Here is a 26,789-nt window from a genome sequence, read left to right as displayed (position 1 = left end):
AATAAGAGAGCAAAGATACATAGGAAGGGGTACATCATGATTAAATGTATTGCGATCGATATGGATGGAACGCTAGTAAATAGTGAACAAGTTGTAAGTAAAGAAAATGCCCAAGCGATTAAGACAGCTCAAAAGGCAGGGGTGGAAGTTGTTGTTGCTACGGGACGTTCTTATGAAGAAGCGCGTTATGTTTTAGAAGAAGCAGGACTTCATACATATTTAATTTGTGCAAACGGAGCAGAGCTTCGCAATCCACAAGGGGAAAAACAATATTCAGTAGGCATGACGATGGAAGCTATTCGTGAAGTAGAAGATATTTTTAAGAAGTTTCAGCTGTACTTTGAAGTCTATACAAGTGAAGGTACGTATTCAAATGACTATGAAAAAGCTTTGTCCGTATTAATGGATATTTATTTAAGTGCTAGCTTAAAAGATAATTATGAAAAATCGTTAGAAGCGGCAAAAGAGCGTTTCAATAGCGGCAGAGTAAAGCTTATTGAAGAGTATGAAGCGCTGTTTCAAGATCCAAACAAGGACATTTATAAGCTGCTTGCTTTCTCTTTTGATGAAGGAAAGTTAGAACAGGCAAAAGTAGAACTTGTGAAGTTAGATTCTATTGCAGTCAGTGCATCTGGTAAAGAAAATATTGAAATAAATGATGAAAATGCTCAAAAAGGAATTGCGGTTACATCATTTGTTCAAGAACGCCATATTTCTTTAGAAGAAACGATGGCCATTGGAGACAATTATAACGACGTATCGATGTTTCAGCGAGTTGGACGTGCCGTAGCGATGGGAAATGCCCCTCAAGAAATTAAAGAGTTTGCCCATATCGTAACAGGAACAAATGACGAGCACGGCGTAGCTCAAGCTATCTTAAATGCGCTTGAAACAGTCAAACAATAAGCAAAATAGAAAAGCATGCCTTTAGGCATGCTTTTAGTTTGTTACTTTTTCTTTGTTACGACGGTATGCACCGTGATTTGTTGGTCCGACATATTGATTTAAAGCAAATGAATGGCGAATTGCTTCTGTAATAAACTCTTTTGCTGTATAAATAGCTTGTTTGACGTCACTGCCTTTTGCCAATTCAGCAGCAATCGCAGCTGAGTATGTGCATCCAGCACCATGTGTAAATGTCGTTTCAATACGTTCAGACTCTAAGATCTCAAATGTCTTTCCATCATAAAGCAAATCGATTGCTTTTTCGTGTGCTAATTTACTTCCACCTTTAATCAATACATATTTGGCACCAAGTTCAGAAATTTTCACGGCTGCTTCTTTCATTTGATCAACCGTTTTGATAGGGCCAAGTCCGCTTAATTGACTAGCTTCAAATAAGTTAGGCGTTACGACTGTTGCTTTTGGAACTAGTACATCACGCAAGCTGACAGTTGTTTCCGGATGAAGCGCTTCGTCTTCTCCTTTACATACCATCACAGGATCTACTACAACATTTTTTAAATCGTATTCTTCAATTGTTTTTGCCGCTAGTTCAATAATTTCCACTGAGCCAAGCATACCCGTTTTTAGAGCCTGTACGCCTACGCCTTTTACAATTGTTTTCAGCTGCTGTTCAACAGTGGAAGCTTGTTGTGGAAATACGTTATGAGACCAGCTGTTATCGGGATCCATTGTTACAATTGTTGTTAAAGCTGTCATTCCGTAAACACCAAGTTCTTGGAATGTTTTTAAATCCGCTTGAATGCCAGCTCCGCCGCTGCTATCAGAACCAGCAATGGTTAATGCTTTATTCATTGTCATAAAAAATCCTCCCGTATTTTAAGTTCATAGAGAAAATAGAGTAAAATTTCTACCGGGCGGCTTTTAGTTGCCCAATGTGTTTTAGATAAATTTCTTCCATTCACTTTTTCTTCTATTTTATCGCTTTTAATGTAGATATTCAATTTCTAAAAACTGTATGAATCCTACGTGTAATTTAGAATTATCATGACTGACTGTGAAGCATGAGTTAAATGAACGTTAGCGAATGAGATATAAGGTGATTTGAACATTTACTTTACATAAACTTAAGAGTAACCACCTTCACAAGTAATCGGATGCTAAAAAACTTCTTATTAAAAGGCTTTTTACCTTATTGTACAAGCACTCTTTTTCTTAATGAATAAAATGAATAGAAACTTAAGAAAGGGTGATTCACATAAAAAAACATTATAATCATGACAGTTATAAAGATGCCCCGGATTCTTCTAATCAATCACAACTTCAAAAGAGAAATCACAAAGACTGTTATATGAAATCGAATTTAATGAGCGATAACTTCAAAACTGTTAAGACAGGTACTTTAAATGTTTGTATAATCGTATTACCAGGAGCTAAAGTTGATTGAAACTCTAAAGATAATCCGTCTACAGTTCCCAACCGTGTAAAAAGAGACATAGCGGCTGCTAATAGGATATGGAAACAATATGAGAAAAACCAATTAATCCAGGGGGTTACATTTACTATTACACGTTCATTTGTTTTTTTGGAAAACATCAGTGGCATTGTAAGTAATGCGGAAAATTTTCCAATTAGAGGAGCTAGTCATCTTACAATGGTACAAGCAATGCTTGAAACTGGCCGAAAAGTTTGTCAAGACGCTGATGTATACGTATTTTATATGAATGGAAATAGATTTGGGCCTGTTAATTTTGACTATTCATCGACTCTTGCTGTAACTTATAACTCTTTTCCACTTGTGATTATGACAAACGCAAGTACAGATGAGTATCTTCTTGCACATGAATTAGGTCACTTTATGTTTATTACGAATCGGTTTAACGAGACAGATGATCCTGAACCATTTCATGAATTAGATGGTAATCATAATAGAACGCCTAGCAACCTTATGTTTCCTACTCCTGAATTCTGGCCAATGGTACCGGAGATTACCGGTGAACAGATACACAAAGCTTTAAATAGTCGTGTTTTTTACAGCTAATTGCTGTTTATTCAAAATAAAAACGCCCTTAACAGAGGGTTAAGGACGTTTTTTACTATCTATTAAATAGAAGCTAATTCTTTTTCCAGAGCTACGTCTACTGATACATAATCATAACCTAAATCATGTGCAACTGCTTCGTACGTAATAGCTCCGTTTGCAACGTTCACTCCTAATTTTAACGCTTCGTTTTGAGCGATTGCTTTGTGAACACCTTTAGAAGCAATTTGAAGTGCGTAAGGTACCGTTACATTTGTTAAAGCAATCGTTGATGTGCGTGGAACTGCTCCTGGCATGTTCGCAACTGCATAGTGTACAACACCGTGCTTTTCATAAGTAGGCTGATCGTGTGTTGTAATGTGGTCAATTGTTTCAACGATACCACCTTGGTCGATTGCTACGTCAACAATAACAGAACCTGGCTTCATGGTTTTCACCATTTCTTCTGTTACGAGTTTTGGAGCTTTTGCACCTGGGATTAATACTGCACCAATCACTAAATCTGACTCTGCTACTGCATCCGCAATGTTATAAGGATTTGACACTAGCGTATTGATTTGGTTGCCAAAGATATCGTCTAATTGACGTAGGCGTTCAGGACTTAAATCAATAATTGTTACATCAGCACCGAGGCCGATTGCGATTTTTGCAGCATTTGTACCAACACCGCCGCCTCCAATAATCGTTACTTTTCCGCGGCTAACTCCAGGAACACCCGCTAATAAAATTCCTTTTCCGCCGTTTGATTTTTGAAGGAATTGTGCACCAATTTGAGCAGCCATACGTCCTGCTACTTCGCTCATAGGTGTTAATAGAGGCAATGTACGATTGACTGCCACTGTTTCATAAGCAATAGCCGTTACACCGCTATCTTTTAATGCTTTTGCCAGTGCTGGTTCAGCTGCTAAGTGAAGGTAAGTGAATAAGATAAGACCTGGTCTAAAATAGCCGTATTCACTTGCTAATGGTTCTTTTACTTTCATGACCATTTCAGCTTGTGCCCACACGTCAGCTGCTGTCTCAACAATTTCAGCTCCGGCTTTTACATAATCTTCGTTTGTGAAGTTACTTCCAATACCCGCTTCATTTTCAATTAATACACGATGACCTGTACCAACAAATGATGCTACGCCTGCTGGTGTAATCGCTACTCGGTTTTCGTTGTTTTTGATTTCTTTTGGTACGCCAATAATCATGATTAATTTCCCCCTTGGTCGTTTGTGTATCTTTAGTATAAAGAAAGTTTTGTGAAATTTCTTTGTCTAGAAAGAAGAATTGAAGAAGCGGTTTTTGTTTAAACACACAAATGTAACCGCTTACTTATCAGAATTTTTAATTTTTATGTCAGGTTATCTAACATTGTTAAGGGAAGAAAACATAAAAAAAGAGCTATTTATTTATCGGAAAATAAATAAATAGCTTTCTGTTAAAAAATATAACATTATCTGTTATTTTTTATATTTCATTAACTTAATATCAATATAAAGAGTCATTTTTTGATTAACATCCTTTAAGTTGATATCACCAATCTCTGAAATTCGCTTTAATCGATAGCTAAGTGTATTCATATGCACATTTAATTCTTTGGCTGCTTCATTAATATTGTTATCATTATTTAAAAATACTTCAAGAGTCTCCACCAAGTTACTGTTATGACGAAGGTCATAATCAGTTAGCTTCTTTAAAGAATGGTTTTCAAATTGATCTTGAACGCGCTTGTCTAAAATAACATCTAGAAATTGATAAATACCTAATTCTTGATAGTTAATAATCTCTTTTGTTTCTTCTGGAAACTTACTTTTCATATCTAATACGTTCAAAGCTTCTTTATAGCTTTTTTCGATATGATCGTGCGATGAATAAATACTGCTGCAGCTGGCTTTAATTTGAGTAACATCAAAGCGTTCATGCATGTTTCCTCTAAAATAGTCTACAAAATCTCGCTGTTCATCAAGAGGATTTTCAACCGCATCCAAAGAAAGCAGTAAGATTAAATCATTGCAATCAATCGTATAAAGAACGATTTTTAAGCGGTGCATTGTTTTCAACATATACGAAATTTGGCGTTCAGCTTCAGGCGTAATATCTTCTTGGAAGCGGAAGATAGCAATGGAAAACGCTGATGGAGCCGTAATTTGAGCTTCATAAAACGCTTCTGAAATTTCTTGGCGAGACTTAATGTGGCCAGTTAATAATTTCCAGAAAAATTCCTGTGAGCGCTCCTCTCGTTTGTATTTTCGAATTTGAAGCTGCAGCAATTTGTTTTTTAATACATTCGCAGCTTTTTTTAATAGCTCCACTTCTTCATCGCCTAAGGCTTTCTCAATTTCCACAGCCCAAATGAATCCTAGAACTTCTTCATTTTTCCAGATAGAAATGGCTATACGATCTCCAAGCCCGATTTCATTTATATTTTTCACACGCACAGGTTCATTTGTCTCAAGCAGTTTCGGAATAATGCCTTCTTTCCATAAGTTGTTAATGACTTTTTCCGGAACTCTTCTTCCAATAATCGTAGCAATACGCGCTTGGTCCGTTCTTTCATCATGGGTGCTGTAAGCTAGTAAGCGATGATTAGCATCTTCAATCGTAATAGGGCAGTTCAATACCTCGCTAATGCGATCAGCAAATTCTTCAAGCGTATCAAAATTTTCTTTGAACGGATCTTTGATTGGTTTTGTCATATATAAAATCCCTCTTCGTAAAACAAAATAAGTACTAGTGCAGCTTTTTTAGCTGCAGTAAATATAGTAAAACGGTAACAACCGTGTTGATCATCAATTCATTGAAATGATTAACTGCTTAATATTTTAACAAAAGTAATTGTTTAAGAAAATGTTAAAATGCGTCTAAAGGTAGTTAAGAATGTACGGATGATTAGTAACTGCGTTCATTTCACTTATTTTATCGAAATTTTCTTCAAAATAATCAATGTTCGGTGAGCATGATTCTTTTCAAATGTGTATAATAAAACGTATGATTATGGTTATATCAAACTTGAATCTGTAACTTTCTTTATGATATGTTCAGTTACGATTAGGTTGACCAATTCATATTACACATGAAGGGAAGAATTTAACATGGCAAAACAACAAATCGGTGTTATCGGTTTAGCGGTTATGGGGAAAAACTTGGCGCTAAACATTGAGAGCAGAGGCTATTCTGTTTCAGTTTATAACCGCTCTCCTGAAAAGACAGAAGAGTTCCTAAAAACAGAAGCAGAAGGTAAAAATTTTGCAGGTACATACAGTGTGGAAGAGTTTATTAATTCTCTTGAAAAACCGCGTAAAATTTTATTAATGGTTAAAGCTGGTGCTGCTACAGATGCAACAATTGATTCGTTAAAACCATACTTAGAAAAAGGCGACATTTTAATCGATGGCGGAAATACATTCTTCCAGGATACAATTCGTCGTAACAAAGAGCTAGAAGAATTAGGTATCCATTTCATCGGTACAGGCGTATCCGGCGGAGAAGAAGGCGCATTAAAAGGACCTTCAATCATGCCTGGCGGACAAAAAGAAGCATATGAACTTGTAAAACCAATCTTAACAGCTATTTCAGCGAAAGTTGAAGGCGATGATTGCTGCACATACATTGGACCAAATGGTGCAGGTCACTACGTAAAAATGGTTCATAACGGCATCGAGTATGGCGATATGCAGTTAATTTGTGAAGCATACTTCATCATGAAAAACGTATTAGGCTTAGAAACAGATGAATTACATGAAGTATTTGCTGAATGGAATAAAGGCGAGCTAGATAGCTACTTAATTGAAATCACAGCTGATATCTTTACGAAAAAAGATGAAGAAACAGGTAAAGCACTTGTAGACGTTATTTTAGATACTGCAGGTCAAAAAGGTACAGGTAAATGGACAAGCCAAAGTGCGCTTGATTTAGGTGTACCACTACCAATCATTACGGAATCTGTATTTGCACGCTTTATTTCAGCTATGAAAGAAGAACGTGTAAAAGCAAGCAAAGTATTGAGCGGTCCAAATGCAGCTGCATTTGAAGGCGATAAAACCGAATTAGTAGAAGCAATTCGTAAAGCATTGTACATGAGTAAAATTTGTTCATATGCGCAAGGGTTTGCTCAAATGAAAGCAGCTTCTGAAGAATATGACTGGAATTTACAGTACGGTGATATTGCGATGATCTTCCGCGGTGGTTGTATCATCCGTGCACAATTCTTACAAAAAATTAAAGAAGCTTACGATCGCGATGCAGATCTAACAAACTTATTGTTAGACCCATACTTCAAGGATATCGTAGAAGGCTATCAGTCGGCTCTTCGTGAAGTTATTTCAATTGCGGTTAAACAAGGTATTCCTGTACCAAGTTTCTCAAGTGCATTAGCTTACTATGACAGCTACCGTACAGAAACGCTACCAGCGAACCTTTTACAAGCGCAACGTGACTACTTCGGAGCTCACACATATCAACGTGTTGATAAAGAGGGCGTATTCCATACTGAGTGGTTAAAATAAAAAACAAGAAAAGCAGCTGTATACTACAGCTGCTTTTTTTATTTACTCTTTAGGTGAGAAGTTGTCTTCTCCGACTGGCCACCAGTGGAAACCGTCTTCAGCAAGCAATGCGTCTGATTCTTTTGGTCCCATTGAACCTGATTCGTAGTTCGGGAAGTTTTGTGCTTTTGTGCTTTCCCATGCTTCTGAGATAGTATCAACAAATTTCCAAGAAAGGGCTACTTCATCCCAGTGAGTAAAGTTCGTTGCATCTCCAAGCATGCAATCATAAATAAGGCGTTCATAAGCTTCCGGTGTATTCATTTTATCTCCACAGTTATTGCAATAGTTCAAGTTAATCGGTGTGGATGATGTGGCACCTGGCGTTTTACGCGCGTTCAAGTGAAGCGTAATGCCTTCTTCCGGTTGGATATGAATGACAAGCAAGTTTGGATGAATTTCTTTATCTTTATTGAAGTACAGGTTCATTGGTAAGTCTTTGAACTGTACAACAATTGTCGTTGCTTTTTCTTTCATGCGTTTACCTGTACGGATATAAATCGGTACGCCAGCCCATCTGAAGTTATCAATCATAAGCTTACCAGATACAAATGTAGCGGTATTAGACTCAGGATCAACCGAGTTTCCTTCGCGATAGCCGATAACTTCTTCTCCTTCAAGTACACCTTTGCCGTATTGACCTCGTACAAAATAATCATCTACTTCATCCACTGATAAAGAGCGAAGAGCACGCAATACTTTTACTTTTTCACTGCGAATTTCTTCCGGTGTTAATTTAATCGGCGGTTCCATTGCAAGTAGGGCCACCATTTGAAGCATATGGTTTTGTACCATATCTCGAAGGGCACCTGAAGATTCATAGTAACGGCCACGGTCTTCTACACCAAGCGTCTCACTAGACGTAATTTGGATGTTTGAAATGTATTGGTTGTTCCACATCGGTTCAAATAGAGCATTTGCAAAACGGATAACTTCGATATTTTGCACCATTTCTTTACCGAGATAGTGGTCGATACGATAAATTTGATCTTCCTTAAATGCATGGCGAATTTGTTCATTTAATTCTTTAGCAGAAGGATAATCATGGCCAAACGGCTTTTCAATGACTAGGCGGCTCCAGCCTTCTGTTTGTGTTAAACCTTCATTTTTTAAATTCGAAGCAATCGTTCCGAAAAATTCAGGTGCCATTGCTAGATAGAAAATACGATTTCCAGGCACGTTGTATTGCTCATCAAGGCTTTCTGTTAGGCTTTTTAATTCTTGATAAGAAGCGACATCTGTTACGTCAAACGGTTGGTAATAAAAATGTGAAGCAAACTTTTCAATGTCAGCGTCACTGTTTTTGAAACTGCTCACTGATTTTTTTACATTTTCGCGTAATTCGTCATTAGTCCAAGGTCTTCTTGCGACACCAACAACAGCGAAATCTTCCGATAGTTTGTTCGCTTTATATAAGCGGAAAATAGAGGGGAATAACTTACGTTTTGCTAAATCACCTGTAGCGCCAAAAATTACGATAATGGATTTTGGTTGTACATTTGTCATTACTTCTAGGACCTCACTTTGTCGTAGTTACGTTCAATTTTTTTCCGCTTTAACAGACAACACTTAAATGAAATCTGGGGATTCATTGCCCGTTAAACTCGGCCTTTATAAACAAACGAATGATTGCTTGTTTACCTTTTCCTTTATGTATAGAACTACTAATAAATTGTAACGATTTTAAAGGGTTAACGCAAATAGATTAAAACAATTTGTAGTTATTATTCCATGTTTTTAACAAGTTTAAAAGTATTTTGTTTCGAATACGGAGAAAAAGCTACCGTTATTTTAACAGTAGCTTTTCTCATTTATTTATATTGATACAGGGAACCGATAGATTTTTTTGTTGAAAATGGCAGCTCAGGGCTATCGGCAATGATAAAAATAGGACAGTGCATTAAAAGTGGATGTTTTTCGAAAAAGGAAGCATCAGCGTGATAGATAGACGATAGAATAACAGGGAGCTGTTCTAAAAAGTGAAGGTAGCGTGTAATGGTTTCATCTGTTGATGTATGCGCACCGATGTAATAATACACAGTAAGGGAATAAAAACCTTTATCGAAGACGAAGGATGCTAAATATTCGTTCCGCTCTTTTTGCATATGATCGTAGGCAAATTCAATGCCGATTTGAATGGAAGGAACAGAAGTGTGTTGACCTGGGAAAACGGTGTATTTTCTTGGTATCATTGGTTCAACGGGTGTAACACCCAGGCTGTAGGTTACGTCTATTTGGTGGGGATTGCTGATGATCATATGGAATCCCTCCTTTAATATAAAAATACACTCTTTATAAGTGTATACAAAGTTTCATTGAACATGACAATATTAAAATATGCCCAGGCTCTCAGCGTATTTAAAGCAGGCAACGTTTGAGCAGGCGGCAGAGTTTACGATAAAATAACAAAAAAGATTATTATGAGGTGATAAGCAATGAGTATTTTAAAAAATGACTGGGCTCCTTTATTAGAAGAAGAATTTCAAAAAGACTATTACATACAGCTTCGAGAATTTTTAGTGGATGAATATAATCACCACACCATTTATCCTGATAAATATGATATTTTTAACGCTTTACACTATACGGATTATAAAAATGTAAAAGTTGTCATATTGGGACAAGATCCTTATCATGGACCAAATCAAGCGCATGGACTGAGCTTCTCTGTTCAACCAGGAGTCAAAACACCGCCTTCTTTAGTGAATATTTACAAAGAGCTGAAAAATGAAATGGACTATCACATTCCGAATAACGGTTATTTAGTCAAATGGGCAGAACAAGGTGTTCTTTTGCTTAACACTGTTTTGACGGTTAGAAGAGGGGAAGCGAATTCTCACAAAGGAAAAGGATGGGAACAGCTGACGGACCGCATTATTGAATTAGTGGCACAAAAAGAGGAGCCGGTCGTGTTTTTGCTGTGGGGCAAACATGCACAAGCTAAAAAAGAGCTCATTCATCATTCACACCATTTAATTTTGGAAAGCCCGCATCCTAGCCCATTTTCAGCTAATCGAGGCTTTTTTGGCAATAATCATTTTCAACGAGCAAATGAGTTTTTGCTCCAACACGGACGTCAATCCATCGATTGGCAAATTGATGATGTGTAAAAGTGAGCATTTCATGAAGATTAGCTTCAGACATAGCCTCCTATTTCATCTTTTGATAAAATAGCTGTATAAAGTCATATTGAATGTAAGATGAGGTGTCTACATGGATATAAAAATGGCGCAGCTCCTTGATAAAATTAGTGCAGAAGTACAAAAAGCGAAGCACCATTCGAATAGTGGGAACGTTCGAGATCAATTGGTTGCTATCAAAGCACTGTGTGAGCTTGCATTAGATCAAAATGAAGAGGTTTCAGCATCGAAACCTGTCTCGGTTTCAAAACCTGTTGTCATGTCTTCACCGGAAATTATGCAATCGCCTGAGATTATGCAGCAACAGATTATTCAGTCATCCAAACCTAATTTTGAAGGAACGAAATTGAAATCAGATGATGCAAACGGCGATAGTTTGTTTGATTTCTAAAGTGAGGAGAAAAACATGAAACTATTTTTAATAATCGGTGCAATCAATGCGATGTTAGCGGTTGCTCTTGGTGCCTTTGGAGCACACGGGTTAGAAGGGAAAATCTCAGAGAAGTATTTAGAGGTATGGAAAACAGGAGTGCAGTACCAAATGTTCCATGCAATGGGGCTGTTCGTTATTGCGTTTTTATTAAGCAAATTTCCTCAGTCTTCTTTGTTAACAGCTTCGGGCTGGATTATGTTTGCAGGGATTGTGCTGTTTTCAGGCAGTCTCTATGTATTAAGTACGTCCGGTATTAAAGTTCTTGGCGCGATTACTCCCCTAGGTGGAGTTGCTTTTATTGTAGCCTGGATTTTAATTGTTGTTGCAGCTGTAAAATGGCTATAAAAAAACCCCTGAAAAGGGGTTTTTTTAACGCGGAGAATAATTGCTCAACTGTTGGCCTCCACCGCCAAATGGATAATTGTATTTAATTTCTTCATCGAAGGTAATGTAATCAAGATAAACCATAAGCAGTACATAGCGCGTTCCAGTCTGTGGATCGCTTAAAATGATATGATCGCGTCCGGCCGCTTCAATAATACCTCTAAAGACCTTCGCGTTCCACTGCGTATTATTTTCAAACGTCATATATACAGTCGCTATTTTTCCTCGATTTAAACGTAAAATATTTTCAATATATGATTCTTCAATAGGCAGTTGATTTGGGTCTTGCGGGGCACCACTGCCTCCAGAAGAGGTAGGGGGTGGCCCTCCTTGGCTTTGCCCTTGAACCTGCGGCTGGCCGCCTGGCTGGGGCTGCTGCGGCTGAGGCATATAATAAGGGTAGTTTGGACTCATATACGGATTTTGCATATATTGCTGTTGCGGTTGATTAGACTTTGGTTTTTTCATAGGAACCTCCTTCAAACAAAAAGAAATTAGTAAACTCCTGGACAATCAGCTTGAGTTGGTGCAAAGAAACAGTGAGATTTAAATCGTCCTGTGTTATTTTGGTTATACCATTGAGCAGGACAGTCGCCGCTGGGCTTGAAAAACCACAGTGAGTTTTCCGCGGGGTTAAAACGTTCCCCTCTTAATACACGTCGTGCAAGTGTAATTTCAGACTGGCGGGCACGCTGATAAAAGTAGCCTTTTTGAGTTGCTTCAAATCCGCCTGGGTTTTGAAATACCATCTGACGAATGGTTCTTATATTTCTAAAATCCAAACAGGGAGCTTTAGCGCGGTTCACGCCTACATTTCCTACCAGTAACATCCCTTGTTTTCCTTCACTTTCAGCTTCAGCTCGAATGAGTCTGGCTAGGAGCTTAACATCTTCTTCGTTGTGTGCAACGACTGCCATTATCCCACCTCGCTTACTTGTGACACTGTTGTATATATATGGTCCTGTAGATGCGAATATGCCATGGGTAGAAAATAAAAAAACCTGTTTCCAAGTGGAAACAGGTTTTTTATATACTAAATTTTATAAAAGAGATGAACGCTTTTGCAGCTTAGTTTAAACGTGTAAAAAGCGTGCAATAGCTTCTTCTTTTAATAAATTTCCGACAAAGAAGCTGCCAAATTCCCCGTAGCGAGCACTTACTTCGTCAAAACGCATTTCGTATACTAATTTTTTAAATTGAAGAACGTCATCTGCAAAAAGAGTAACGCCCCACTCATAATCATCAAACCCAACAGAACCCGTAATGATTTGCTTTACTTTTCCAGCGTATTGACGTCCAATCATTCCGTGGCTGCGCATTAAGCTGCGTCGTTCTTCCATAGGAAGCATGTACCAATTGTCATTTCCTTGACGACGTTTATCCATTGGATAAAAGCAAACGTGACTAGCTTTTGGTAAAGTTGGATATAGTCTAGCTTGGATTTGAGGATTTTCATAAGGATCCTCCCCAGCAGGTAAGTAGTTGCTTAATTCAACTACTGATACATATGAATAAGTAGGAATGGTAAACTCAGCAAGCTTTGTTTTGTTAAATTCTGTTTCAATTTCATTTAGTTCTTCCATAGTAGGACGAACAAGCATTAGCATAAAATCTGCTTTTTGGCCGACAATGGTATATAAAGCATGACTGCCTTGCTTTTCAGCTTCAGTTCCTTTCCATTTCTCAATCAAACCTAAAAATTCATGGATGGCCGCTTGGCGATCGTCGCTTGATAACTGCTTCCAAGCGCCCCAATCGATTGAACGGAAATCATGAAGTGCATACCAACCGTCTAATGTTTGTGCTGCTTCTGCCATTTCGTTTCACTCCTATTGTCCGATTATGATAAATTCCAATTCTACTATATCATAGTTTGTCCGAAGAACTGGAATGAAAAACCTGTGATTTTGTGACTAAACTTTAAACAATTGTTGCAAAGTAAAAACAGGTTTTATTTTGAGTGTTAGCGGAAAATTAAGAATTAAAAGACTTTTTCGTAATCATGGATTCTTGAAGGACATGCCTTTGATTTTTAAAAAAAGTGGAGTATCCTATTATGAGAAAAGTTTTTTACATATCGAGGAGGATTTACTTTGAGTGATTTATTTACAGGTTTAAAACAAAAAGTATCAGCTAGCGATGTATCAATCGTATTCCCAGAGGGATTAGATGAGCGCGTATTAGGTGCTGTTTCTCGTTTAGCTGCCGACAATATCTTAAAGCCTATCGTTGTTGGAAATAAAGACGCGGTAGCATCAAAAGCAGCAGAATTAAACGTAAAATTAGACGGTGTTGAGGTTTTAGATCCTCAAAGCTACTCTGAATTTGATGAAATGGTGGCAGCATTTGTTGAGCGTCGTAAAGGCAAAGCAACAGAAGAAGATGCTCGCAAAATTTTATTAGATGAAAATTATTTTGGCACAATGCTTGTTCATATGAACAAAGCTGACGGTCTTGTAAGCGGAGCTGCTCATTCTACAGCAGACACGGTGCGACCTGCTCTACAAATTATCAAAACAAGACAAGGTGTTAAGAAAACATCTGGCGTATTTATCATGGTTCGCGGCGATCAAAAATACGTATTTGCTGACTGTGCAATTAATATTTCACCTGACAGCCAAGATTTAGCTGAAATTGCTATCGAAAGTGCTCGTACAGCTGAAATGTTCGATATCGATCCTCGTGTTGCTATGCTAAGCTTCTCAACAAAAGGATCAGCAAAATCTCCGGAAACAGAAAAGGTAGCAAACGCAGTAGAAATTGCAAAAGAATTAGCACCAAGCGTAACATTAGACGGCGAATTCCAATTCGACGCAGCATTTGTTCCCTCTGTAGCTGAAAAGAAAGCACCAGGTTCAGTGATCAAAGGAGATGCAAACGTATTTGTATTCCCAAGCCTTGAAGCAGGTAACATTGGTTACAAAATTGCACAGCGCTTAGGAAACTTCGAAGCAGTAGGTCCAATCTTACAAGGTCTAAACAAACCGGTAAACGATCTATCTCGCGGTTGTAACGAAGAAGATGTGTACAAGCTTGCTTTAATCACAGCTGCTCAAGCACTTTAATAAAAAAACTCCGTCCTAGGGCGGAGTTTTTTTATTCGGCTAATGAACCCAACGCTTTTTCATTGCGGTCATACATGCGCTGCAGCTGCGTCTCAAACAGCATTTGTTCGGTAGCATTTAAAGGCATATTTACAAGAGAAGAGCTCATGCTATTCAGTGTTTGCAATAAAAGCAGCATGACATCAGAAACGGTTAAATCAATCTGTAATAGTTCAGATAGAGAAGCCATTGTATGAGGCTCGATATCTGGGTATGAAAATTTAGTTTCTGTGTTTTGGAGCCCTTTTTTGTAAAACTCTTGAATGAGAGAAGCGCGTTTAGAGCCGCTTCCGTTAACGCATAAGTAAATTTGTACGGCCACACCGCCGCGAACGCGTCGCTGTGAAATGCCTGCAAATTTTTGATTGCGAATGCTCAAATCAAAGCTGCCGGGACAATAGGATCCTACGATTTCCTTCGCTTCAATTGCGGTACCGTAAGATGCAAACATGGCCTTAATCAAATCAAACATGGCTTCATAGCCACGATCAATATCAATTCCTTTTTCTGCATCTGGAAAAATTAAAGAAATGTTTAGAACATCTTGATCAAGTACGACAGCGAGGCCGCCTGAATTGCGGACGATTGTTTTATACCCTTGTTCATGTAAATAAGCTGCACCTTCAGCCAGGTGAGGGAGCTTTGTATCTTGAATGCCTAATACAATCGTATCGTGATGCACCCATGAGCGCATGACAGCTGGAGATTCACCTCTTCCAACGGTTGTACAAAGCGTGTCATCGATGGCAAAAGAATGACGGGCATCAAAATGAGGACCTAGACTGGATTGATCAATAATACGCCAAGCGGGCTGTGCTAAAAGTTTCAAACTATTCTGCTGCATATCTCAAACCCCTTTATAAACAGTAAACGAACATATTATAGCATAAAGGCGTCAGGTCATTGTCTGTAAAATAGAAAAAGAAGAAAGCAGAGCCAAGTTTGACATCCCTCTTTCTTCGTTCGTGTAGCTTATTCAGCCATTTTCTCAAGATTTCCGTTACGATCCATTTTAAACGTAGTAGAAGAACGCTCTTCTTCATCAAATAGAGCTAACTTTCGCGCACGGTTCATGATTTGCATTAATGTTTCATAGTCTTCTTGAATAGTAGTAGCATTAGCTTCGAGATGTTTAATTTGTTTTTCCAACTCTGTGTTTTTCTTAGCTAACTCTGCATTTTCTTGCATCAAGCGTTTGTTTTCGCTTTGCAATGCTTGTAAATTGCTCGCTTGATTTGGCATTGTTTGCAAGAAGCGAATAACATCAGCCATTGAAAGCTCCTCACTGCTGCTTCTTTCTACGTGTGTTTCAGGTAAGCTATATGTTGCTGTAGGCGCAGACATCATTTGTTCCACATGCTCTACAGATGCTGGTGGCGTATATAATAATTTCTTTTTGCCTTGCTCTTGTCCAAGTGCACGCATACGCTGTTTTCGCTGTTTTTTAGCTAGCTGCAGTGCTTTTTCATACTGATGGCGTACAACAGCATTCCATCTGAATCCACATGCTGCTGAAGTTCGATTTAATTCATCTCCAACTTCTTCAAACGCATTCAACTGCGTACTTCCTTCGCGGACATGGCGCAATACTGTTTCAGCTAATAATAAGTCGTTTTCTTCTGTCCAAGCATCTTGTCTATCTTTCACTTTGTTCACTCCTCTATTTTCCATGACTCATAGTAATCATGTTTTGTAGTATCATCATGTACAAAAAATCCATACTTTATACCATTTCTTCTAGGAGTATGATAGATTTTGCTTCCTTCTTTAACTTGCATCGGACTTCAAATAGGGGTAAAATACCCCTTAGACAAAATGATGAACCAATTTTGAAAGGATTGTGTCAACATGGCAAATGAATTTAGAATTTGTGATGATTGTCAGGCAACAAACGTCAAAACGTTGTTACCTCGACTTAAAAAAATAGATGAACAAGCTGAAGTACAAATCGGTTGCCAGTCTTACTGTGGACCCGGACGTAAAAAGTCATTTGCATTTGTAAATAACCGTCCTGTAGCAGCGCCAACAGAGGACGAATTAATCGAGAAGATTGAAAAAAAAGTAAAAAAATAGATAGTGAAACAATAAATAGCTGCTTTTCTGCTACTTATTTGTCGAACGAGCTTCTTACAAACAGAATCGCCTTGTTTGTTAGGTAAATCACCTTGGTTGCTTGACAAGGTGATTTTTTATTCTGAATAGGAAAATAGGAAGTGAGTGTCGAAAAATTATAGCAACAACAAAGTGAAGATAGAGAGGTATGTAAATGACATATCCTAATGAAAAACTCAGTGAAGAAAAAGTATTTAAAGATCCTGTTCACCGCTATATCCATGTAAGAGATCGTGTTATTTGGGAGCTAATTGGGACAGCCGAATTTCAAAGGCTACGTCGTATTAGACAGCTAGGAACGACATACTTAACGTTTCATGGGGCTGAACACAGCCGTTTTAGTCATTCCTTAGGTGTTTATGAAATTGTGCGCCGTATTATTGACGACGGTTTTCAAGGACGCCCTGAATGGAATGAAGATGAGCGTCTTCTTTGTCTTTGTGCTGCTTTACTGCACGATTTAGGTCACGGTCCGTTTTCACATTCATTTGAGAAGGTTTTCCACTTAGATCATGAAGAATTTACACAAGCCATTATCGTAGGTGACACGGAGGTAAATCAAGTGTTGACGAAAGTGGGAAAGGATTTTCCTAAAAAAGTGGCCGAAGTAATCGCGAAAACATATGAAAATAAGCTTGTCGTTAGTTTAATTTCCAGTCAAATTGATGCAGATCGCATGGATTATTTGCAGCGTGATGCGTATTACACAGGAGTAAGCTACGGTCACTTTGATATGGAACGAATTCTTCGTGTTATGCGTCCTCGGGAAGACCAAGCCGTGATTAAACACAGCGGTATGCATGCGGTTGAAGATTATATTATGAGTCGCTACCAAATGTACTGGCAAGTGTATTTTCATCCTGTTACGAGAAGTGCTGAAGTTATTTTGACAAAAATTTTACATCGCGCGAAAGAGCTCCATCATCATTACTATGAGTTCAAGCAGGAGCCTACTCATTTTTATTCGATTTTTGAAGAAGAAATATCGCTAAAAGAGTATTTGAAATTAGATGAATCTGTTATTTTATTTTATTTTCAAGCATGGGAAGAAGAAGAGGATGAAATTTTATCTGATCTATGCCGAAGATTTATGAATCGTCAGCTTTTTAAATACATTGAGTTTAATCCAAATTCACAAATGAAAATGTGGATGGAGCTTACAACACTTTTTAAAAAAGCGGGCATTAACCCAGATTATTATTTAGTCGTCGATTCTTCAAGCGACCTACCATACGATTTTTATCGACCGGGTGAAGAGGAAGAACGTTTGCCGATTCATCTGTTGATGCCAAATAATGAAGTGCGTGAATTATCACGTCAGTCGGAGATTGTTGAAGCAATTTCAGGGAAAAAGAGAACCGATCATAAATTATATTTTCCACAAGATCTCATTGATCAATTGTCGTCTAAGCGAAAAGTTAAAGATCAGATTATAAACTTACTAAAAGGAGATCAGAGTTAAATAGTATAGGAGTTGAAGGGGCTGTGTTAAACGATCACGCAAAGATTGTGAAAGTATTTTCCGCGGCGGGAGAAGTTGTTGGCAGAAAAAAGTTACAAAAGATGATATTTATCGGAAAAAAACTGAAGTTTCCTTTTTATGAAAAGTATAATTTTCACTTTTTTGGACCTTATTCTGAGGAATTAACGCTTCGAATTGAGGAGCTGTGTAACTTGGGCTTTTTAAGTGAAATTAAAGAGAAAAAAGGCGGGTATATGCAGTATCGTTACGTATTAACAGAAGCGGGAGAAGGATTTTTAAGTCACTATGACTTAGAGCTTCCTCACTTGCAGGAATGTATGAAGGATATGAACGAGCAAAGCTCTAAATTTTTGGAGCTCGTCTCTACGATTTTATATTTTGATAACTTACCTAAAGAAGAAGTAAAAGAAAAAGTGTTTACGTTAAAGCGTAAGCAAAACTATACAGAAGAAGACATTGCAGAAGCATACGAATATATTGAAAAACTTCAGGCAACTCTGTCTGTACATTAAAAAGATGCCATAGGTCAACTCCTATGGCATTTTTTTTATGTAGGCGTTATTGATCGCTCATGCGCTTGCCCGCTACAGCGTAATGGTTTTTAGACATTTCTTCGATGATAATCGATACTTTTTCAGGTGATGCACCTGTTGTTTCTACAACAGCATCCGTTACTTTTTCAACAAGAGCTCTTTTTTGATCATCTGTACGGCCCTCAAGCATCTTAACAGTTACAACTGGCATAATGTGTACACTCCTTTTTGGTCAGTATATGATTAGTGTACCCGTTTTCTGAATAAAATGACAGTATGAGGTAGTGATGCAGGTCATAATCTGTAGTATACTTTTTATCATAACATCGATGCTAAAAACCAGGTGGGGACATAGGGAGCCCATGTCTGGTTTTTGAGACCTTTGAGGCCATATTCAAGAAGTCTTGTATCCTTCTTCCTAAGCAAACGGTTTATTTAGTAGATATGATGTGTAGAAATTATTTTAAAATAAAGGAGATAAAGAGTGGAACATTTTTTAGCTTTTTCATTGCAAGACCTTCCTTACGTGGTGATGACCCTTATTGTTGCATTCACACTGCATGAGTTTGCACATGCGTATGTAGCTTATTTATTTGGAGACCACACGGCTAAAAAGCAAGGAAGGCTAACGCTTTCTCCGCTGGCACATTTAGATCCATTTGGAACGCTTTTGTTAATTATCGCAGGTTTTGGATGGGCGAAGCCGGTTCCTGTTAATCGCTATTTCTTTAAAAAGCCTCGTTTAGCTGGTATTCTAGTATCGATAGCGGGACCGTTTAGCAACTTGTTGTTGGCATTTATCGGCTTGCTTATTTACTATTTGATGAACAATGCCGCAGTGGACAACGATGCGCTTTATCGTTTTTTTACATTATTTATTCAAATAAACCTAACACTAGGCGTATTTAACTTGTTGCCTTTTCCGCCTTTAGACGGCTACCGCGTGATTGAAGATCTCGTTCCGCCGTCTACGCGAGCCAAAATGACGCAGTATGAGTCTTGGGGTATTTTTGTATTTTTGATTCTTGTGATTACACCTCTGGATCGAATTGTAATCTGGCCGCTTCTAAACGGAGCAGCAACGTTTGTGATGAATATCTTTCAGCAGATATTAGCACCACTGATTTACTAAATAGAGGAGGCTTACTATGACTCAGCCAAAAAAGAAAAGTATAGGATTTAATATCATAAAAGACGATTCAACCGACGGCCACGGCGGCTACGGGGTTGGAGCGTTAAGTTTAGAAAACATTTCACCGGTTTTTGTTTGCCCAAGCGATGAAGAAGTATTTGTCGATATTGGTGCGATGCATGCCAGAAGTGTAGTAGAAAAAGGAATTAAGTTCTTACCGAATAAAGACGAGGTGCCAAACGGCAAGTTATATTGGCTTGTATGGGTAACGATTGATCGCAAGCACGAAGGACCTTACTACGCAGGTATGACAGCATGTGAAATGACCGTTGATCGTGAAATTCGCCGCGGCTATAAGTCACTTCCTGAACATGTAAACAAAATGGATAAATCCTTAAAACGACGCATTATGGTAGAAGAAATGGATAACAAGTCTAAGGCTTTGCTTCGTGAGTTTTTGAAGTCTCATAATGAAGAAATCTGGACGTTATCTAATGATGACTTAAAAGAAGCGCTTCAAACATCGTAATGCTAAAAAAAGCTTAAGGCCAAGGCCTTAAGCTTTTTTTAATCAAACCATTTTGGGAACCAGTGAAATTTTTTACCTTCTGTTTCACGCTCTTTTTTCTTCGTTTTTGCTGCATGATCGATGTGATCAGTACAATATGTTTTAGGCTGTGTTCCAGTTAAATAATAAGCTTTATATTGAACAGGACATGATTTGGATGCTAACTTTCCATTTTGAGGATTAATGTTGACGCTCATTAATCCGTTTGGTGCTTTAAACTTTTCTTTTTTCTTCCCTTTTAAAGCATCTTCCATAAATAGCGCCCACATTTTTTTTGCGTATCCTTTTTCAGCTACATCATCCATTGTCCTTCCTTGATCATATCCAACCCAAACGCCTGAAACGAGCTGAGGAGAGTAGCCAATCATCCAGCTATCCGTAGAGGTTGTGCCGGATTTTCCCGCGTAAGGACGAGATACATATTTAGAAATAGGCTTTCCTGTGACGGTTGTATAGCCATTTAGCTTTTGATTAAACATGCCTGTCATTAAATGGGTAGTAAGAAAAGCATAGCGTCTATCAATGACTTGTTTCCGTTCAGAAGGAGCTTGATAAACAACTTCTCCGTCATGGGTTTCAATTCGTTTAATAAATGTTGGACGAATTTCTTTTCCGCCATTAGCAAAGATGCCGTACGCATTAACCATATCAATGACTTTGACAGGTGAAGTTCCAAGAGCTAAAGATGGAACTTTCTTTAAAGGTGATGATATACCAAGTGTTTTAGCGGTTTCGATCAAGCGATTTTCCCCAATGAACAAATGCGTTTTGACCGCATAAATATTGTCTGAAAGTGCGATGGCTTGAGCCATTGTAATAGGCGCATCTGCATAATAATTGTGATAGTTACTAGGCGTGTATGTCGAAACACCATCTTCTAATTTGAACGTCGTTTCTTCACTTTTCATTGGAGTGGATTCAGTAAAACCATCTTTTAATGCCGCATAGTATAAAAATGGCTTCATCGTTGAGCCAGGCTGTCTTACTGCTTGAGTAGCGCGGTTAAACGGGCTCTTTTCATAATCTCTTCCACCAATAAGAGCTTTCACTTGTCCATTTTTAGGATTCATCGCAACAAATGCACTTTGTACGTCTGAAGAGCTGCTGATAACATCTTTCATTTTTTCTTCTGCCGTTCGCTGCATCTTTTCATCCAGCGTTGTATAAACGCGAAGTCCATTTGTATAAATCATGGTTTCATCAATGCCTAAATCTTGCTTTAATTCTGCTAGCGCTGCATCCATAAAGTAAGAAGCGTCTTCTTTGTTAGGATCTTTTTCAGCAGGCTTTGAAAATGCTAGGGGAGTTACCAGCGCTTTTGTTGCTTGCTTCGACGTAATAATTCCATCCTCTTTCATGAGAGATAAAATGATATTTTGTCGTTTTTTTGCATTTTCCTGATGAATAAGAGGAGAGTAGTAGCTAGGGCCTTTTGGAATACCGGCTAACATACTCGCTTCACTTAACGTCAAATTTTTGGCGTGCTTATCAAAGTACAGCCTAGCTGCCGCTTCAATTCCATAAGCTCCATGGCCGTAGTAAATCGTATTCATGTAGCCTTCTAGAATTTGGTCTTTGCTATAATTCATTTCTAACCGAATCGTATACAGAGCTTCTTGAAGCTTTCGAGTCCACGTTTTGTCGTGCTCTAAAAACAAGTTTCGTGCATACTGCTGAGTAATAGTACTCGCACCTTGTACTTTTCCCATAGCTTTTATATCAGCTACAATTGCTCCGGCGATTCGATGCATATCAAAGCCGTGATGCTCATAGAAGCGCTTATCTTCAACGGCTAAAGTCGCATCTTTTACGTAAGGTGAAATTTGATTAAGTGAAACCCAGTAGCGCTTTTGTCCATTGTGAACTTCATCAAGAACTTTACCGTTTGCTGAGTAGAAAACAGCTGTTTGAGAAACGTTTAGCGGAGGGGGGCCAGCGATTTTGGCATAGAGAAAGATGCTTATGTAGGCAAACAACAATAAAGCCCCCGCTAATATACCAAGGACGAGAAGAATTCGGAAGATGCGTCTTGCCTTTTTTAAATGTTCGGTTAATACCGTTTCCATTTCTATTCACCACCAATATGTGTCACTATGCACCATACATGTTGCTTTCAACACAACAAAATTCTATTAAAAGAGCGGTGCAAGTAGATTCTAAAGCTTGTATCTATCATCAGTATGAAATAGAAAAGGAGGTTTTAAACCTCCATTGCTAAAAATTTTACTTGCTTTTTTGCTGAATTCATCTATACTTTTTTCATGTTTGTATAAATTATGTTAGGGTAATCTATGCATAGGTTAATTCTCAAAATAGAAGGGAAGATTTTGAAATGGAATTATGGTTCACAGAAAAGCAAACAAAGAACTTTGGTATTACAGCTAAAATTAATCGCACTTTACATACAGAGCAAACGGAGTTTCAAAAATTAGACATGGTTGAAACAGAAGAGTTTGGTAACATGCTCCTACTTGACGGTATGGTTATGACAACAGAAAAAGATGAGTTCGTTTATCATGAAATGGTTGCACATGTACCGTTATTTACGCATCCAAATCCAGAAAACGTACTAGTTGTAGGTGGAGGAGACGGAGGCGTAATTCGTGAAATCTTAAAACACCCAAGCGTAAAAAAAGCGACGTTAGTTGATATCGATGGAAAAGTTATTGAGTACTCAAAAAAATTCTTACCTTCAATTGCGGGTAAACTAGAAGATCCTCGTGTTGATGTACAAGTAGATGACGGATTTATGCACATCGCTAAAAGCGAGAACGAATACGATGTCATTTTAGTGGATTCAACAGAGCCAGTAGGTCCAGCTGTGAATTTATTTACAAAAGGATTCTATGCAGGTATCTCAAAAGCACTTAAAGAAGATGGTATCTTTGTTGCTCAATCGGACAACCCTTGGTTCACGCCAGAACTTATCTCAAATGTTCAGCGTGATGTAAGAGAAATCTTCCCGATTACACGTCTATACGTAGCAAATATTCCAACGTACCCAAGCGGTTTATGGACATTTACAATGGGCTCAAAGAAACATGATCCATTGGAAGTAAGCGAAGATCGTTTCTTTGATATTGATACAAAATATTACACAAAAGAATTGCACAAAGCGGCATTTGCCTTACCTAAATTTGTGCAAGATCTTATTAAATAAGTTATCACATACAAGTGAGATGCCAGAGGTTTAAGGCTGGCATCTTTTCTATGAGTAATGAAGGAGGAACAAAATATGCGTTTTGATGAAGCTTATTCAGGTAATGTATTTATTGGCAGTCACCCTGTTTTTGAAGAAAGTGAAGCGGTTCTTTACGGAATGCCAATGGACTGGACAGTTAGCTATCGTCCAGGTTCACGATTTGGCCCAACTCGTATTCGTGAAGTATCAATTGGATTAGAAGAATACAGCCCGTATTTAGATCGGGAGCTAGAAGAAGTGAAATATTTTGATGCAGGAGATATTCCACTTCCATTTGGGAATCCTCAGCGCAGCTTGAACATAATTGAAGAGTATATCGACCAGCTTTTAGCAGCGGACAAGTTCCCATTAGGCATGGGCGGAGAGCATTTGGTTTCTTGGCCTGTTATGAAAGCTATGTATAAAAAATACCCGGATTTAGCCATTATCCATATGGATGCTCACACAGACCTTCGTGAAGAGTATGAAGGAGAACCACTTTCTCATTCCACTCCAATTCGTAAAGTTGCTGAACTAATCGGACCGGAGAATGTTTATTCATTTGGTATTCGTTCAGGAATGAAAGAAGAATTTCAATGGGCAAAAGAAAACGGTATGCATATTTCAAAATTTGAAGTTCTAGAGCCGTTAAAAGAGATTCTACCAACACTTGCAGGTCGTCCTGTTTATGTAACAATTGATATCGATGTATTAGATCCAGCGCACGCTCCTGGTACAGGAACAGTAGATGCAGGCGGTATCACATCAAAAGAGCTTTTAGCTTCTATTCACGCAATTGCTAAATCAGATCTTCGTATTGTCGGAGGAGATTTAGTCGAAGTAGCTCCAATTTATGATCCGTCTGAACAAACAGCTAATACAGCAAGCAAGCTTATTCGCGAAATGATCTTAGGCTGGGTTCAAAAGAAATAAATAAAGTAAAAAGGCGGCCGCCTACGGCCGCCTTTTTTGTTTGAGATATGTGAGTACGTCAAACACAGTGAAAAAAGGAATTCTCGGCTTATCTATCATATTTCCTTTGAAGTATTATTGAATTCTTTCTTTAGAATGTTTATACTATTTAAGTTATAACGTATTCATTTTAATAAGGAAGTGTCTTTTGTGAGTAACGCTTCAGAAGTCAAAAAACCCATTGAAGTTAAAATTGTGACGGATATCCGTGATGGTCACCGAAAAGAGACAACATCGGTAAATGCAAAAGGTATGTATTATGAAAAAGGATCGAAAATTTATCTTACATACACAGAGCGCCAAGAGGAAATCGGAGATATTAGAACAATGGTAAAAATTAGCGAAGACGAAGTATCAATTAACCGAACTGGTGCTGTTCAAATGAAGCAATCGTTTCGTAAAAAGGTACAGATCGAAGGAACTTATATAAGCCCTTATGGACGTATGGATTTACTAACATTCGCTCATAACATTGAATATAAACAAATGACTCAAAAGGGTCGGTTATTTTTAACGTATGATCTAGAAGTACAGGGTCAGCCTACCGGGAAATATGCGTTAACCATTACATTCAAGGAGGAGAAAAAATGAACATCGTCGAACAAGTGCAGCAAAAATTAAAAGCTGAAATTCAAGATGCTGTGGTCAAAGCAGGACTTGCTGAAAAAGCAGAACTTCCAGAAGTTCTATTAGAAACACCAAAAGATAAAACACATGGTGATTATTCTACCAATATGGCTATGCAGCTAGCTCGTATTGCCAAAAAAGCACCGCGTGTTATCGCTGAAGAGCTTGTAGCAAACTTCGATAAATCAAAAGCATCTATCGAAAAAATTGACATTGCAGGCCCTGGATTCATCAACTTTTATATGAATAACTCTTATTTAACAGAGCTTATTCCAACGATTATAAAAGCTGGTGAAGCATACGGTGAGACAAACGTAGGGAACGGACAAAAAGTACAGGTTGAGTTTGTTTCAGCTAATCCGACAGGAGATTTACATTTAGGACATGCCCGCGGTGCTGCAGTTGGAGACTCATTATGTAATGTTCTTGAAAAAGCAGGTTACGATGTGTCACGTGAATACTATATCAATGATGCTGGTAACCAAATTAATAACCTGGCTTATTCAGTAGAAGCACGCTACATGCAGGCTCTTGGTTTAGAGAAAGAAATGCCTGCAGACGGCTATCATGGTGCTGATATTATAAACATCGGAAAAGAGTTAGCAAAAGAGCACGGAGACAAGTATGTAAACGCCTCTGAAGAAGAGCGTTTTGAATTCTTCCGTCAATACGGATTAGATTATGAGTTAGCTAAATTAAAGCGTGATCTTGAACAGTTCCGTGTGAAATTTGACGTATGGTATTCTGAAACGTCTCTTTATAAAAATGATAAAATTTCAGTTGCACTTGAAACGTTGAAAAAACAAGGCCACGTATATGAAGAAGAAGGTGCTACGTGGTTCCGCTCTACAACATTTGGTGATGATAAAGACCGTGTGTTAATTAAAAATGACGGTTCATTTACGTACTTAACGCCAGATATTGCGTATCACCAAGACAAAATTCAACGCGGATTTGATAAGCTAATTAATATTTGGGGAGCCGACCACCATGGATATATTCCTCGTATGAAAGCGGCGATTCAAGCGCTTGGTTATGAAAAAGATACGCTGGAAGTAGAAATTATTCAAATGGTTCAACTGTATCAAAATGGCGAAAAAATGAAGATGAGCAAACGTACAGGTAAAGCAGTAACAATGCGTGACCTAGTAGAAGAGGTAGGCCTTGATGCAACTCGCTACTTCTTTGCGATGAGAAGTGCGGATACACATTTAGACTTTGATTTAGATTTAGCTGTTTCTCAATCTAATGAAAATCCTGTATACTACGCGCAATATGCTCATGCCCGTATTTGCAGTATTCTTCGTCAAGGTGAAGAGATGGCGATTCAATCAACATCTGGCGCCGACCTTTCATTAATTAGTGCAGAAAAAGAAATGGAACTGCTGAAGAAAATCGGAGAGTTCCCTCAGGCCGTAGCGGAAGCAGCAACAAAACGTATTCCGCACCGCATTACGAACTATGTATTTGATCTTGCTTCTACGTTCCATAGCTTCTATAATGCAGAAAAAGTATTAGACAGCGATAATATTGAAACAAGTAAAGCGCGTATTGAACTAGTGAAAGCTGTTCAAGTAACGCTTCAAAACTCCTTAAAACTAATTGGTGTTTCAGCACCTGAAAAAATGTAAATAAAAAAAGAGC

28 protein-coding genes are annotated in these 26,789 nt (G+C 38.2%); 16 read left to right on the top strand and 12 right to left on the bottom strand.

Translation table 11 applies throughout. From position 1 onward, the window contains the following. Window positions 1–36 precede the first annotated feature (36 nt). Complete coding sequence (locus tag ACRPLY_RS20895) at window positions 37–906, top strand: Cof-type HAD-IIB family hydrolase (protein ID WP_028411952.1); 870 nt, start codon at window positions 37–39, stop codon at window positions 904–906. Between the two features lie 33 nt (window positions 907–939). On the opposite strand, the gene pdxK is transcribed toward ACRPLY_RS20895, so the two are convergent. Then, window positions 940–1,764, bottom strand: a complete 825-nt coding sequence (gene pdxK, locus ACRPLY_RS20890; protein ID WP_047749570.1) for a pyridoxine/pyridoxal/pyridoxamine kinase — start codon at window positions 1,762–1,764, stop codon at window positions 940–942. A 793-nt stretch (window positions 1,765–2,557) separates the two neighbouring features. On the opposite strand from pdxK, the gene ACRPLY_RS20885 reads away from it, so the two are divergent. Next, entirely contained in the window at window positions 2,558–2,944 is a 387-nt protein-coding gene (locus tag ACRPLY_RS20885) for a hypothetical protein (RefSeq protein ID WP_224980621.1), read from the top strand. 62 nt (window positions 2,945–3,006) lie between these two features. Here ACRPLY_RS20885 and ald read toward each other — a convergent pair whose 3' ends face one another. Together ald and ACRPLY_RS20875 are read right to left on the bottom strand one after the other, a co-directional pair. Beyond that, window positions 3,007–4,140 (bottom strand): alanine dehydrogenase, encoded by a 1,134-nt coding sequence (gene ald / locus ACRPLY_RS20880; RefSeq protein ID WP_013059863.1) that lies wholly within the window; start codon window positions 4,138–4,140, stop codon window positions 3,007–3,009. A 252-nt stretch (window positions 4,141–4,392) separates the two neighbouring features. Continuing rightward, entirely contained in the window at window positions 4,393–5,628 is a 1,236-nt protein-coding gene (locus ACRPLY_RS20875) for a PucR family transcriptional regulator (protein WP_028411954.1), read from the bottom strand. 396 nt (window positions 5,629–6,024) lie between these two features. On the opposite strand from ACRPLY_RS20875, the gene gndA reads away from it, so the two are divergent. Further along, window positions 6,025–7,437 (top strand): NADP-dependent phosphogluconate dehydrogenase, encoded by a 1,413-nt coding sequence (gene gndA, locus ACRPLY_RS20870; protein ID WP_013059861.1) that lies wholly within the window; start codon window positions 6,025–6,027, stop codon window positions 7,435–7,437. Window positions 7,438–7,479: 42 nt separating this feature from the next. Here the strand turns inward: gndA and zwf are convergent, their stop codons facing one another. Next, the gene (zwf, locus tag ACRPLY_RS20865) at window positions 7,480–8,982 is read right to left on the bottom strand and encodes a glucose-6-phosphate dehydrogenase (protein ID WP_013085508.1); all 1,503 of its coding nucleotides are present in this window, start codon (window positions 8,980–8,982) and stop codon (window positions 7,480–7,482) included. 305 nt (window positions 8,983–9,287) lie between these two features. After that, complete coding sequence (locus tag ACRPLY_RS20860; RefSeq protein ID WP_013085507.1) at window positions 9,288–9,734, bottom strand: staygreen family protein; 447 nt, start codon at window positions 9,732–9,734, stop codon at window positions 9,288–9,290. A 177-nt stretch (window positions 9,735–9,911) separates the two neighbouring features. Between ACRPLY_RS20860 and ACRPLY_RS20855 the strand changes: the two genes are divergently transcribed. The 3 genes from ACRPLY_RS20855 (at window position 9,912) to ACRPLY_RS20845 (ending at window position 11,394) form a co-directional block, all read left to right on the top strand. Beyond that, on the top strand, window positions 9,912–10,586 hold the full coding sequence (locus ACRPLY_RS20855) for a uracil-DNA glycosylase (RefSeq protein ID WP_028411955.1): 675 nt from the start codon (window positions 9,912–9,914) through the stop codon (window positions 10,584–10,586). A 103-nt stretch (window positions 10,587–10,689) separates the two neighbouring features. Beyond that, on the top strand, window positions 10,690–11,007 hold the full coding sequence (locus tag ACRPLY_RS20850) for a YwdI family protein (protein ID WP_028411956.1): 318 nt from the start codon (window positions 10,690–10,692) through the stop codon (window positions 11,005–11,007). 15 nt (window positions 11,008–11,022) lie between these two features. Beyond that, window positions 11,023–11,394, top strand: a complete 372-nt coding sequence (locus tag ACRPLY_RS20845) for a DUF423 domain-containing protein (protein WP_013059856.1) — start codon at window positions 11,023–11,025, stop codon at window positions 11,392–11,394. A gap of 24 nt (window positions 11,395–11,418) precedes the next feature. Here ACRPLY_RS20845 and gerQ read toward each other — a convergent pair whose 3' ends face one another. The 3 genes from gerQ to hemQ form a co-directional block, all read right to left on the bottom strand. Beyond that, window positions 11,419–11,901 (bottom strand): spore coat protein GerQ, encoded by a 483-nt coding sequence (gene gerQ, locus ACRPLY_RS20840; RefSeq protein WP_028411957.1) that lies wholly within the window; start codon window positions 11,899–11,901, stop codon window positions 11,419–11,421. A gap of 26 nt (window positions 11,902–11,927) precedes the next feature. After that, window positions 11,928–12,350 (bottom strand): cell wall hydrolase, encoded by a 423-nt coding sequence (locus ACRPLY_RS20835; RefSeq protein ID WP_016765947.1) that lies wholly within the window; start codon window positions 12,348–12,350, stop codon window positions 11,928–11,930. Window positions 12,351–12,506: 156 nt separating this feature from the next. Beyond that, window positions 12,507–13,250, bottom strand: coding sequence for a hydrogen peroxide-dependent heme synthase (gene hemQ / locus ACRPLY_RS20830; protein ID WP_013059854.1), 744 nt, complete (start codon window positions 13,248–13,250; stop codon window positions 12,507–12,509). A 276-nt stretch (window positions 13,251–13,526) separates the two neighbouring features. Here hemQ and pta point away from each other — a divergent pair, with 276 nt between their 5' ends. Beyond that, complete coding sequence (pta, locus tag ACRPLY_RS20825; RefSeq protein ID WP_013059853.1) at window positions 13,527–14,498, top strand: phosphate acetyltransferase; 972 nt, start codon at window positions 13,527–13,529, stop codon at window positions 14,496–14,498. A 31-nt stretch (window positions 14,499–14,529) separates the two neighbouring features. On the opposite strand, the gene ACRPLY_RS20820 is transcribed toward pta, so the two are convergent. Both ACRPLY_RS20820 and ACRPLY_RS20815 read right to left on the bottom strand, forming a co-directional pair. Further along, the gene (locus ACRPLY_RS20820; protein ID WP_028411958.1) at window positions 14,530–15,381 is read right to left on the bottom strand and encodes a lipoate--protein ligase family protein; all 852 of its coding nucleotides are present in this window, start codon (window positions 15,379–15,381) and stop codon (window positions 14,530–14,532) included. A gap of 128 nt (window positions 15,382–15,509) precedes the next feature. Further along, entirely contained in the window at window positions 15,510–16,184 is a 675-nt protein-coding gene (locus ACRPLY_RS20815) for an RsfA family transcriptional regulator (protein ID WP_033580385.1), read from the bottom strand. A 201-nt stretch (window positions 16,185–16,385) separates the two neighbouring features. On the opposite strand from ACRPLY_RS20815, the gene ACRPLY_RS20810 reads away from it, so the two are divergent. The 3 genes from ACRPLY_RS20810 (at window position 16,386) to ACRPLY_RS20800 (ending at window position 18,644) form a co-directional block, all read left to right on the top strand. Beyond that, complete coding sequence (locus ACRPLY_RS20810) at window positions 16,386–16,610, top strand: DUF1450 domain-containing protein (RefSeq protein WP_013059850.1); 225 nt, start codon at window positions 16,386–16,388, stop codon at window positions 16,608–16,610. Window positions 16,611–16,803: 193 nt separating this feature from the next. Continuing rightward, on the top strand, window positions 16,804–18,111 hold the full coding sequence (locus ACRPLY_RS20805; protein WP_013059849.1) for an HD domain-containing protein: 1,308 nt from the start codon (window positions 16,804–16,806) through the stop codon (window positions 18,109–18,111). A 23-nt stretch (window positions 18,112–18,134) separates the two neighbouring features. Further along, window positions 18,135–18,644, top strand: coding sequence for a YwgA family protein (locus ACRPLY_RS20800; protein WP_013085498.1), 510 nt, complete (start codon window positions 18,135–18,137; stop codon window positions 18,642–18,644). A gap of 46 nt (window positions 18,645–18,690) precedes the next feature. Here ACRPLY_RS20800 and ACRPLY_RS20795 read toward each other — a convergent pair whose 3' ends face one another. Continuing rightward, window positions 18,691–18,876: a 2-hydroxymuconate tautomerase gene (locus ACRPLY_RS20795; RefSeq protein ID WP_013085497.1), complete on the bottom strand. Its 186-nt coding sequence runs from the start codon at window positions 18,874–18,876 to the stop codon at window positions 18,691–18,693. Between the two features lie 273 nt (window positions 18,877–19,149). Here ACRPLY_RS20795 and ACRPLY_RS20790 point away from each other — a divergent pair, with 273 nt between their 5' ends. Together ACRPLY_RS20790 and ACRPLY_RS20785 are read left to right on the top strand one after the other, a co-directional pair. After that, window positions 19,150–19,797, top strand: a complete 648-nt coding sequence (locus ACRPLY_RS20790) for a site-2 protease family protein (protein WP_028411960.1) — start codon at window positions 19,150–19,152, stop codon at window positions 19,795–19,797. Between the two features lie 16 nt (window positions 19,798–19,813). Further along, complete coding sequence (locus ACRPLY_RS20785; RefSeq protein ID WP_325076959.1) at window positions 19,814–20,326, top strand: YwhD family protein; 513 nt, start codon at window positions 19,814–19,816, stop codon at window positions 20,324–20,326. 38 nt (window positions 20,327–20,364) lie between these two features. Here the strand turns inward: ACRPLY_RS20785 and ACRPLY_RS20780 are convergent, their stop codons facing one another. Then, window positions 20,365–22,431 carry a transglycosylase domain-containing protein gene (locus ACRPLY_RS20780; RefSeq protein ID WP_028411961.1) on the bottom strand — a complete coding sequence of 689 codons (2,067 nt, stop codon included), beginning with the start codon at window positions 22,429–22,431 and terminating at the stop codon, window positions 20,365–20,367. Window positions 22,432–22,697: 266 nt separating this feature from the next. Between ACRPLY_RS20780 and speE the strand changes: the two genes are divergently transcribed. From speE to argS, 4 genes are all read left to right on the top strand, one after another. Next, window positions 22,698–23,525 (top strand): spermidine synthase, encoded by an 828-nt coding sequence (gene speE, locus ACRPLY_RS20775; protein WP_013059843.1) that lies wholly within the window; start codon window positions 22,698–22,700, stop codon window positions 23,523–23,525. 75 nt (window positions 23,526–23,600) lie between these two features. After that, entirely contained in the window at window positions 23,601–24,479 is an 879-nt protein-coding gene (speB, locus tag ACRPLY_RS20770) for an agmatinase (RefSeq protein WP_028411962.1), read from the top strand. 189 nt (window positions 24,480–24,668) lie between these two features. Then, a complete protein-coding gene (locus ACRPLY_RS20765; protein WP_014457736.1) occupies window positions 24,669–25,109 on the top strand; it encodes a DUF1934 domain-containing protein in 441 nt (146 codons plus the stop codon). Next, window positions 25,106–26,776 carry an arginine--tRNA ligase gene (gene argS, locus ACRPLY_RS20760; RefSeq protein ID WP_325077562.1) on the top strand — a complete coding sequence of 557 codons (1,671 nt, stop codon included), beginning with the start codon at window positions 25,106–25,108 and terminating at the stop codon, window positions 26,774–26,776. The genes ACRPLY_RS20765 and argS overlap by 4 nt, the downstream gene beginning before the upstream one ends. The last annotated feature ends 13 nt before the right edge of the window (window positions 26,777–26,789 follow it).

Origin of the sequence: Priestia sp. TGN 0903 (assembly GCF_050846855.1) — a bacterium.
In the GTDB taxonomy this organism is placed as follows: domain Bacteria; phylum Bacillota; class Bacilli; order Bacillales; family Bacillaceae_H; genus Priestia; species Priestia zanthoxyli.
Note: the sequence above shows the minus strand (reverse complement) of the source record. Positions and strands in the feature narration are given on the sequence as shown.

Bases quoted from the DNA above. Each gene is read 5' to 3' on its own strand.
- ACRPLY_RS20820 (WP_028411958.1), bottom strand. From the start codon at position 15,381: ATGCAGCAGAATAGTTTGAAACTTTTAGCACAGCCCGCTTGGCGTATT.
- ACRPLY_RS20850 (WP_028411956.1), top strand. From the start codon at position 10,690: ATGGATATAAAAATGGCGCAGCTCCTTGATAAAATTAGTGCAGAAGTA.
- speE (WP_013059843.1), top strand. From the start codon at position 22,698: ATGGAATTATGGTTCACAGAAAAGCAAACAAAGAACTTTGGTATTACA.
- zwf (WP_013085508.1), bottom strand. From the start codon at position 8,982: ATGACAAATGTACAACCAAAATCCATTATCGTAATTTTTGGCGCTACA.
- ACRPLY_RS20885 (WP_224980621.1), top strand. From the start codon at position 2,558: ATGGTACAAGCAATGCTTGAAACTGGCCGAAAAGTTTGTCAAGACGCT.
- ald (WP_013059863.1), bottom strand. From the start codon at position 4,140: ATGATTATTGGCGTACCAAAAGAAATCAAAAACAACGAAAACCGAGTA.
- ACRPLY_RS20860 (WP_013085507.1), bottom strand. From the start codon at position 9,734: ATGATCATCAGCAATCCCCACCAAATAGACGTAACCTACAGCCTGGGT.
- gndA (WP_013059861.1), top strand. From the start codon at position 6,025: ATGGCAAAACAACAAATCGGTGTTATCGGTTTAGCGGTTATGGGGAAA.
- ACRPLY_RS20780 (WP_028411961.1), bottom strand. From the start codon at position 22,431: ATGGAAACGGTATTAACCGAACATTTAAAAAAGGCAAGACGCATCTTC.
- gerQ (WP_028411957.1), bottom strand. From the start codon at position 11,901: ATGAAAAAACCAAAGTCTAATCAACCGCAACAGCAATATATGCAAAAT.
- ACRPLY_RS20875 (WP_028411954.1), bottom strand. From the start codon at position 5,628: ATGACAAAACCAATCAAAGATCCGTTCAAAGAAAATTTTGATACGCTT.
- ACRPLY_RS20805 (WP_013059849.1), top strand. From the start codon at position 16,804: ATGACATATCCTAATGAAAAACTCAGTGAAGAAAAAGTATTTAAAGAT.
- ACRPLY_RS20855 (WP_028411955.1), top strand. From the start codon at position 9,912: ATGAGTATTTTAAAAAATGACTGGGCTCCTTTATTAGAAGAAGAATTT.
- ACRPLY_RS20785 (WP_325076959.1), top strand. From the start codon at position 19,814: ATGACTCAGCCAAAAAAGAAAAGTATAGGATTTAATATCATAAAAGAC.
- speB (WP_028411962.1), top strand. From the start codon at position 23,601: ATGCGTTTTGATGAAGCTTATTCAGGTAATGTATTTATTGGCAGTCAC.
- ACRPLY_RS20845 (WP_013059856.1), top strand. From the start codon at position 11,023: ATGAAACTATTTTTAATAATCGGTGCAATCAATGCGATGTTAGCGGTT.
- ACRPLY_RS20895 (WP_028411952.1), top strand. From the start codon at position 37: ATGATTAAATGTATTGCGATCGATATGGATGGAACGCTAGTAAATAGT.
- ACRPLY_RS20835 (WP_016765947.1), bottom strand. From the start codon at position 12,350: ATGGCAGTCGTTGCACACAACGAAGAAGATGTTAAGCTCCTAGCCAGA.
- pdxK (WP_047749570.1), bottom strand. From the start codon at position 1,764: ATGACAATGAATAAAGCATTAACCATTGCTGGTTCTGATAGCAGCGGC.
- ACRPLY_RS20795 (WP_013085497.1), bottom strand. From the start codon at position 18,876: ATGCCAGTTGTAACTGTTAAGATGCTTGAGGGCCGTACAGATGATCAA.
- hemQ (WP_013059854.1), bottom strand. From the start codon at position 13,250: ATGGCAGAAGCAGCACAAACATTAGACGGTTGGTATGCACTTCATGAT.
- ACRPLY_RS20810 (WP_013059850.1), top strand. From the start codon at position 16,386: ATGGCAAATGAATTTAGAATTTGTGATGATTGTCAGGCAACAAACGTC.
- argS (WP_325077562.1), top strand. From the start codon at position 25,106: ATGAACATCGTCGAACAAGTGCAGCAAAAATTAAAAGCTGAAATTCAA.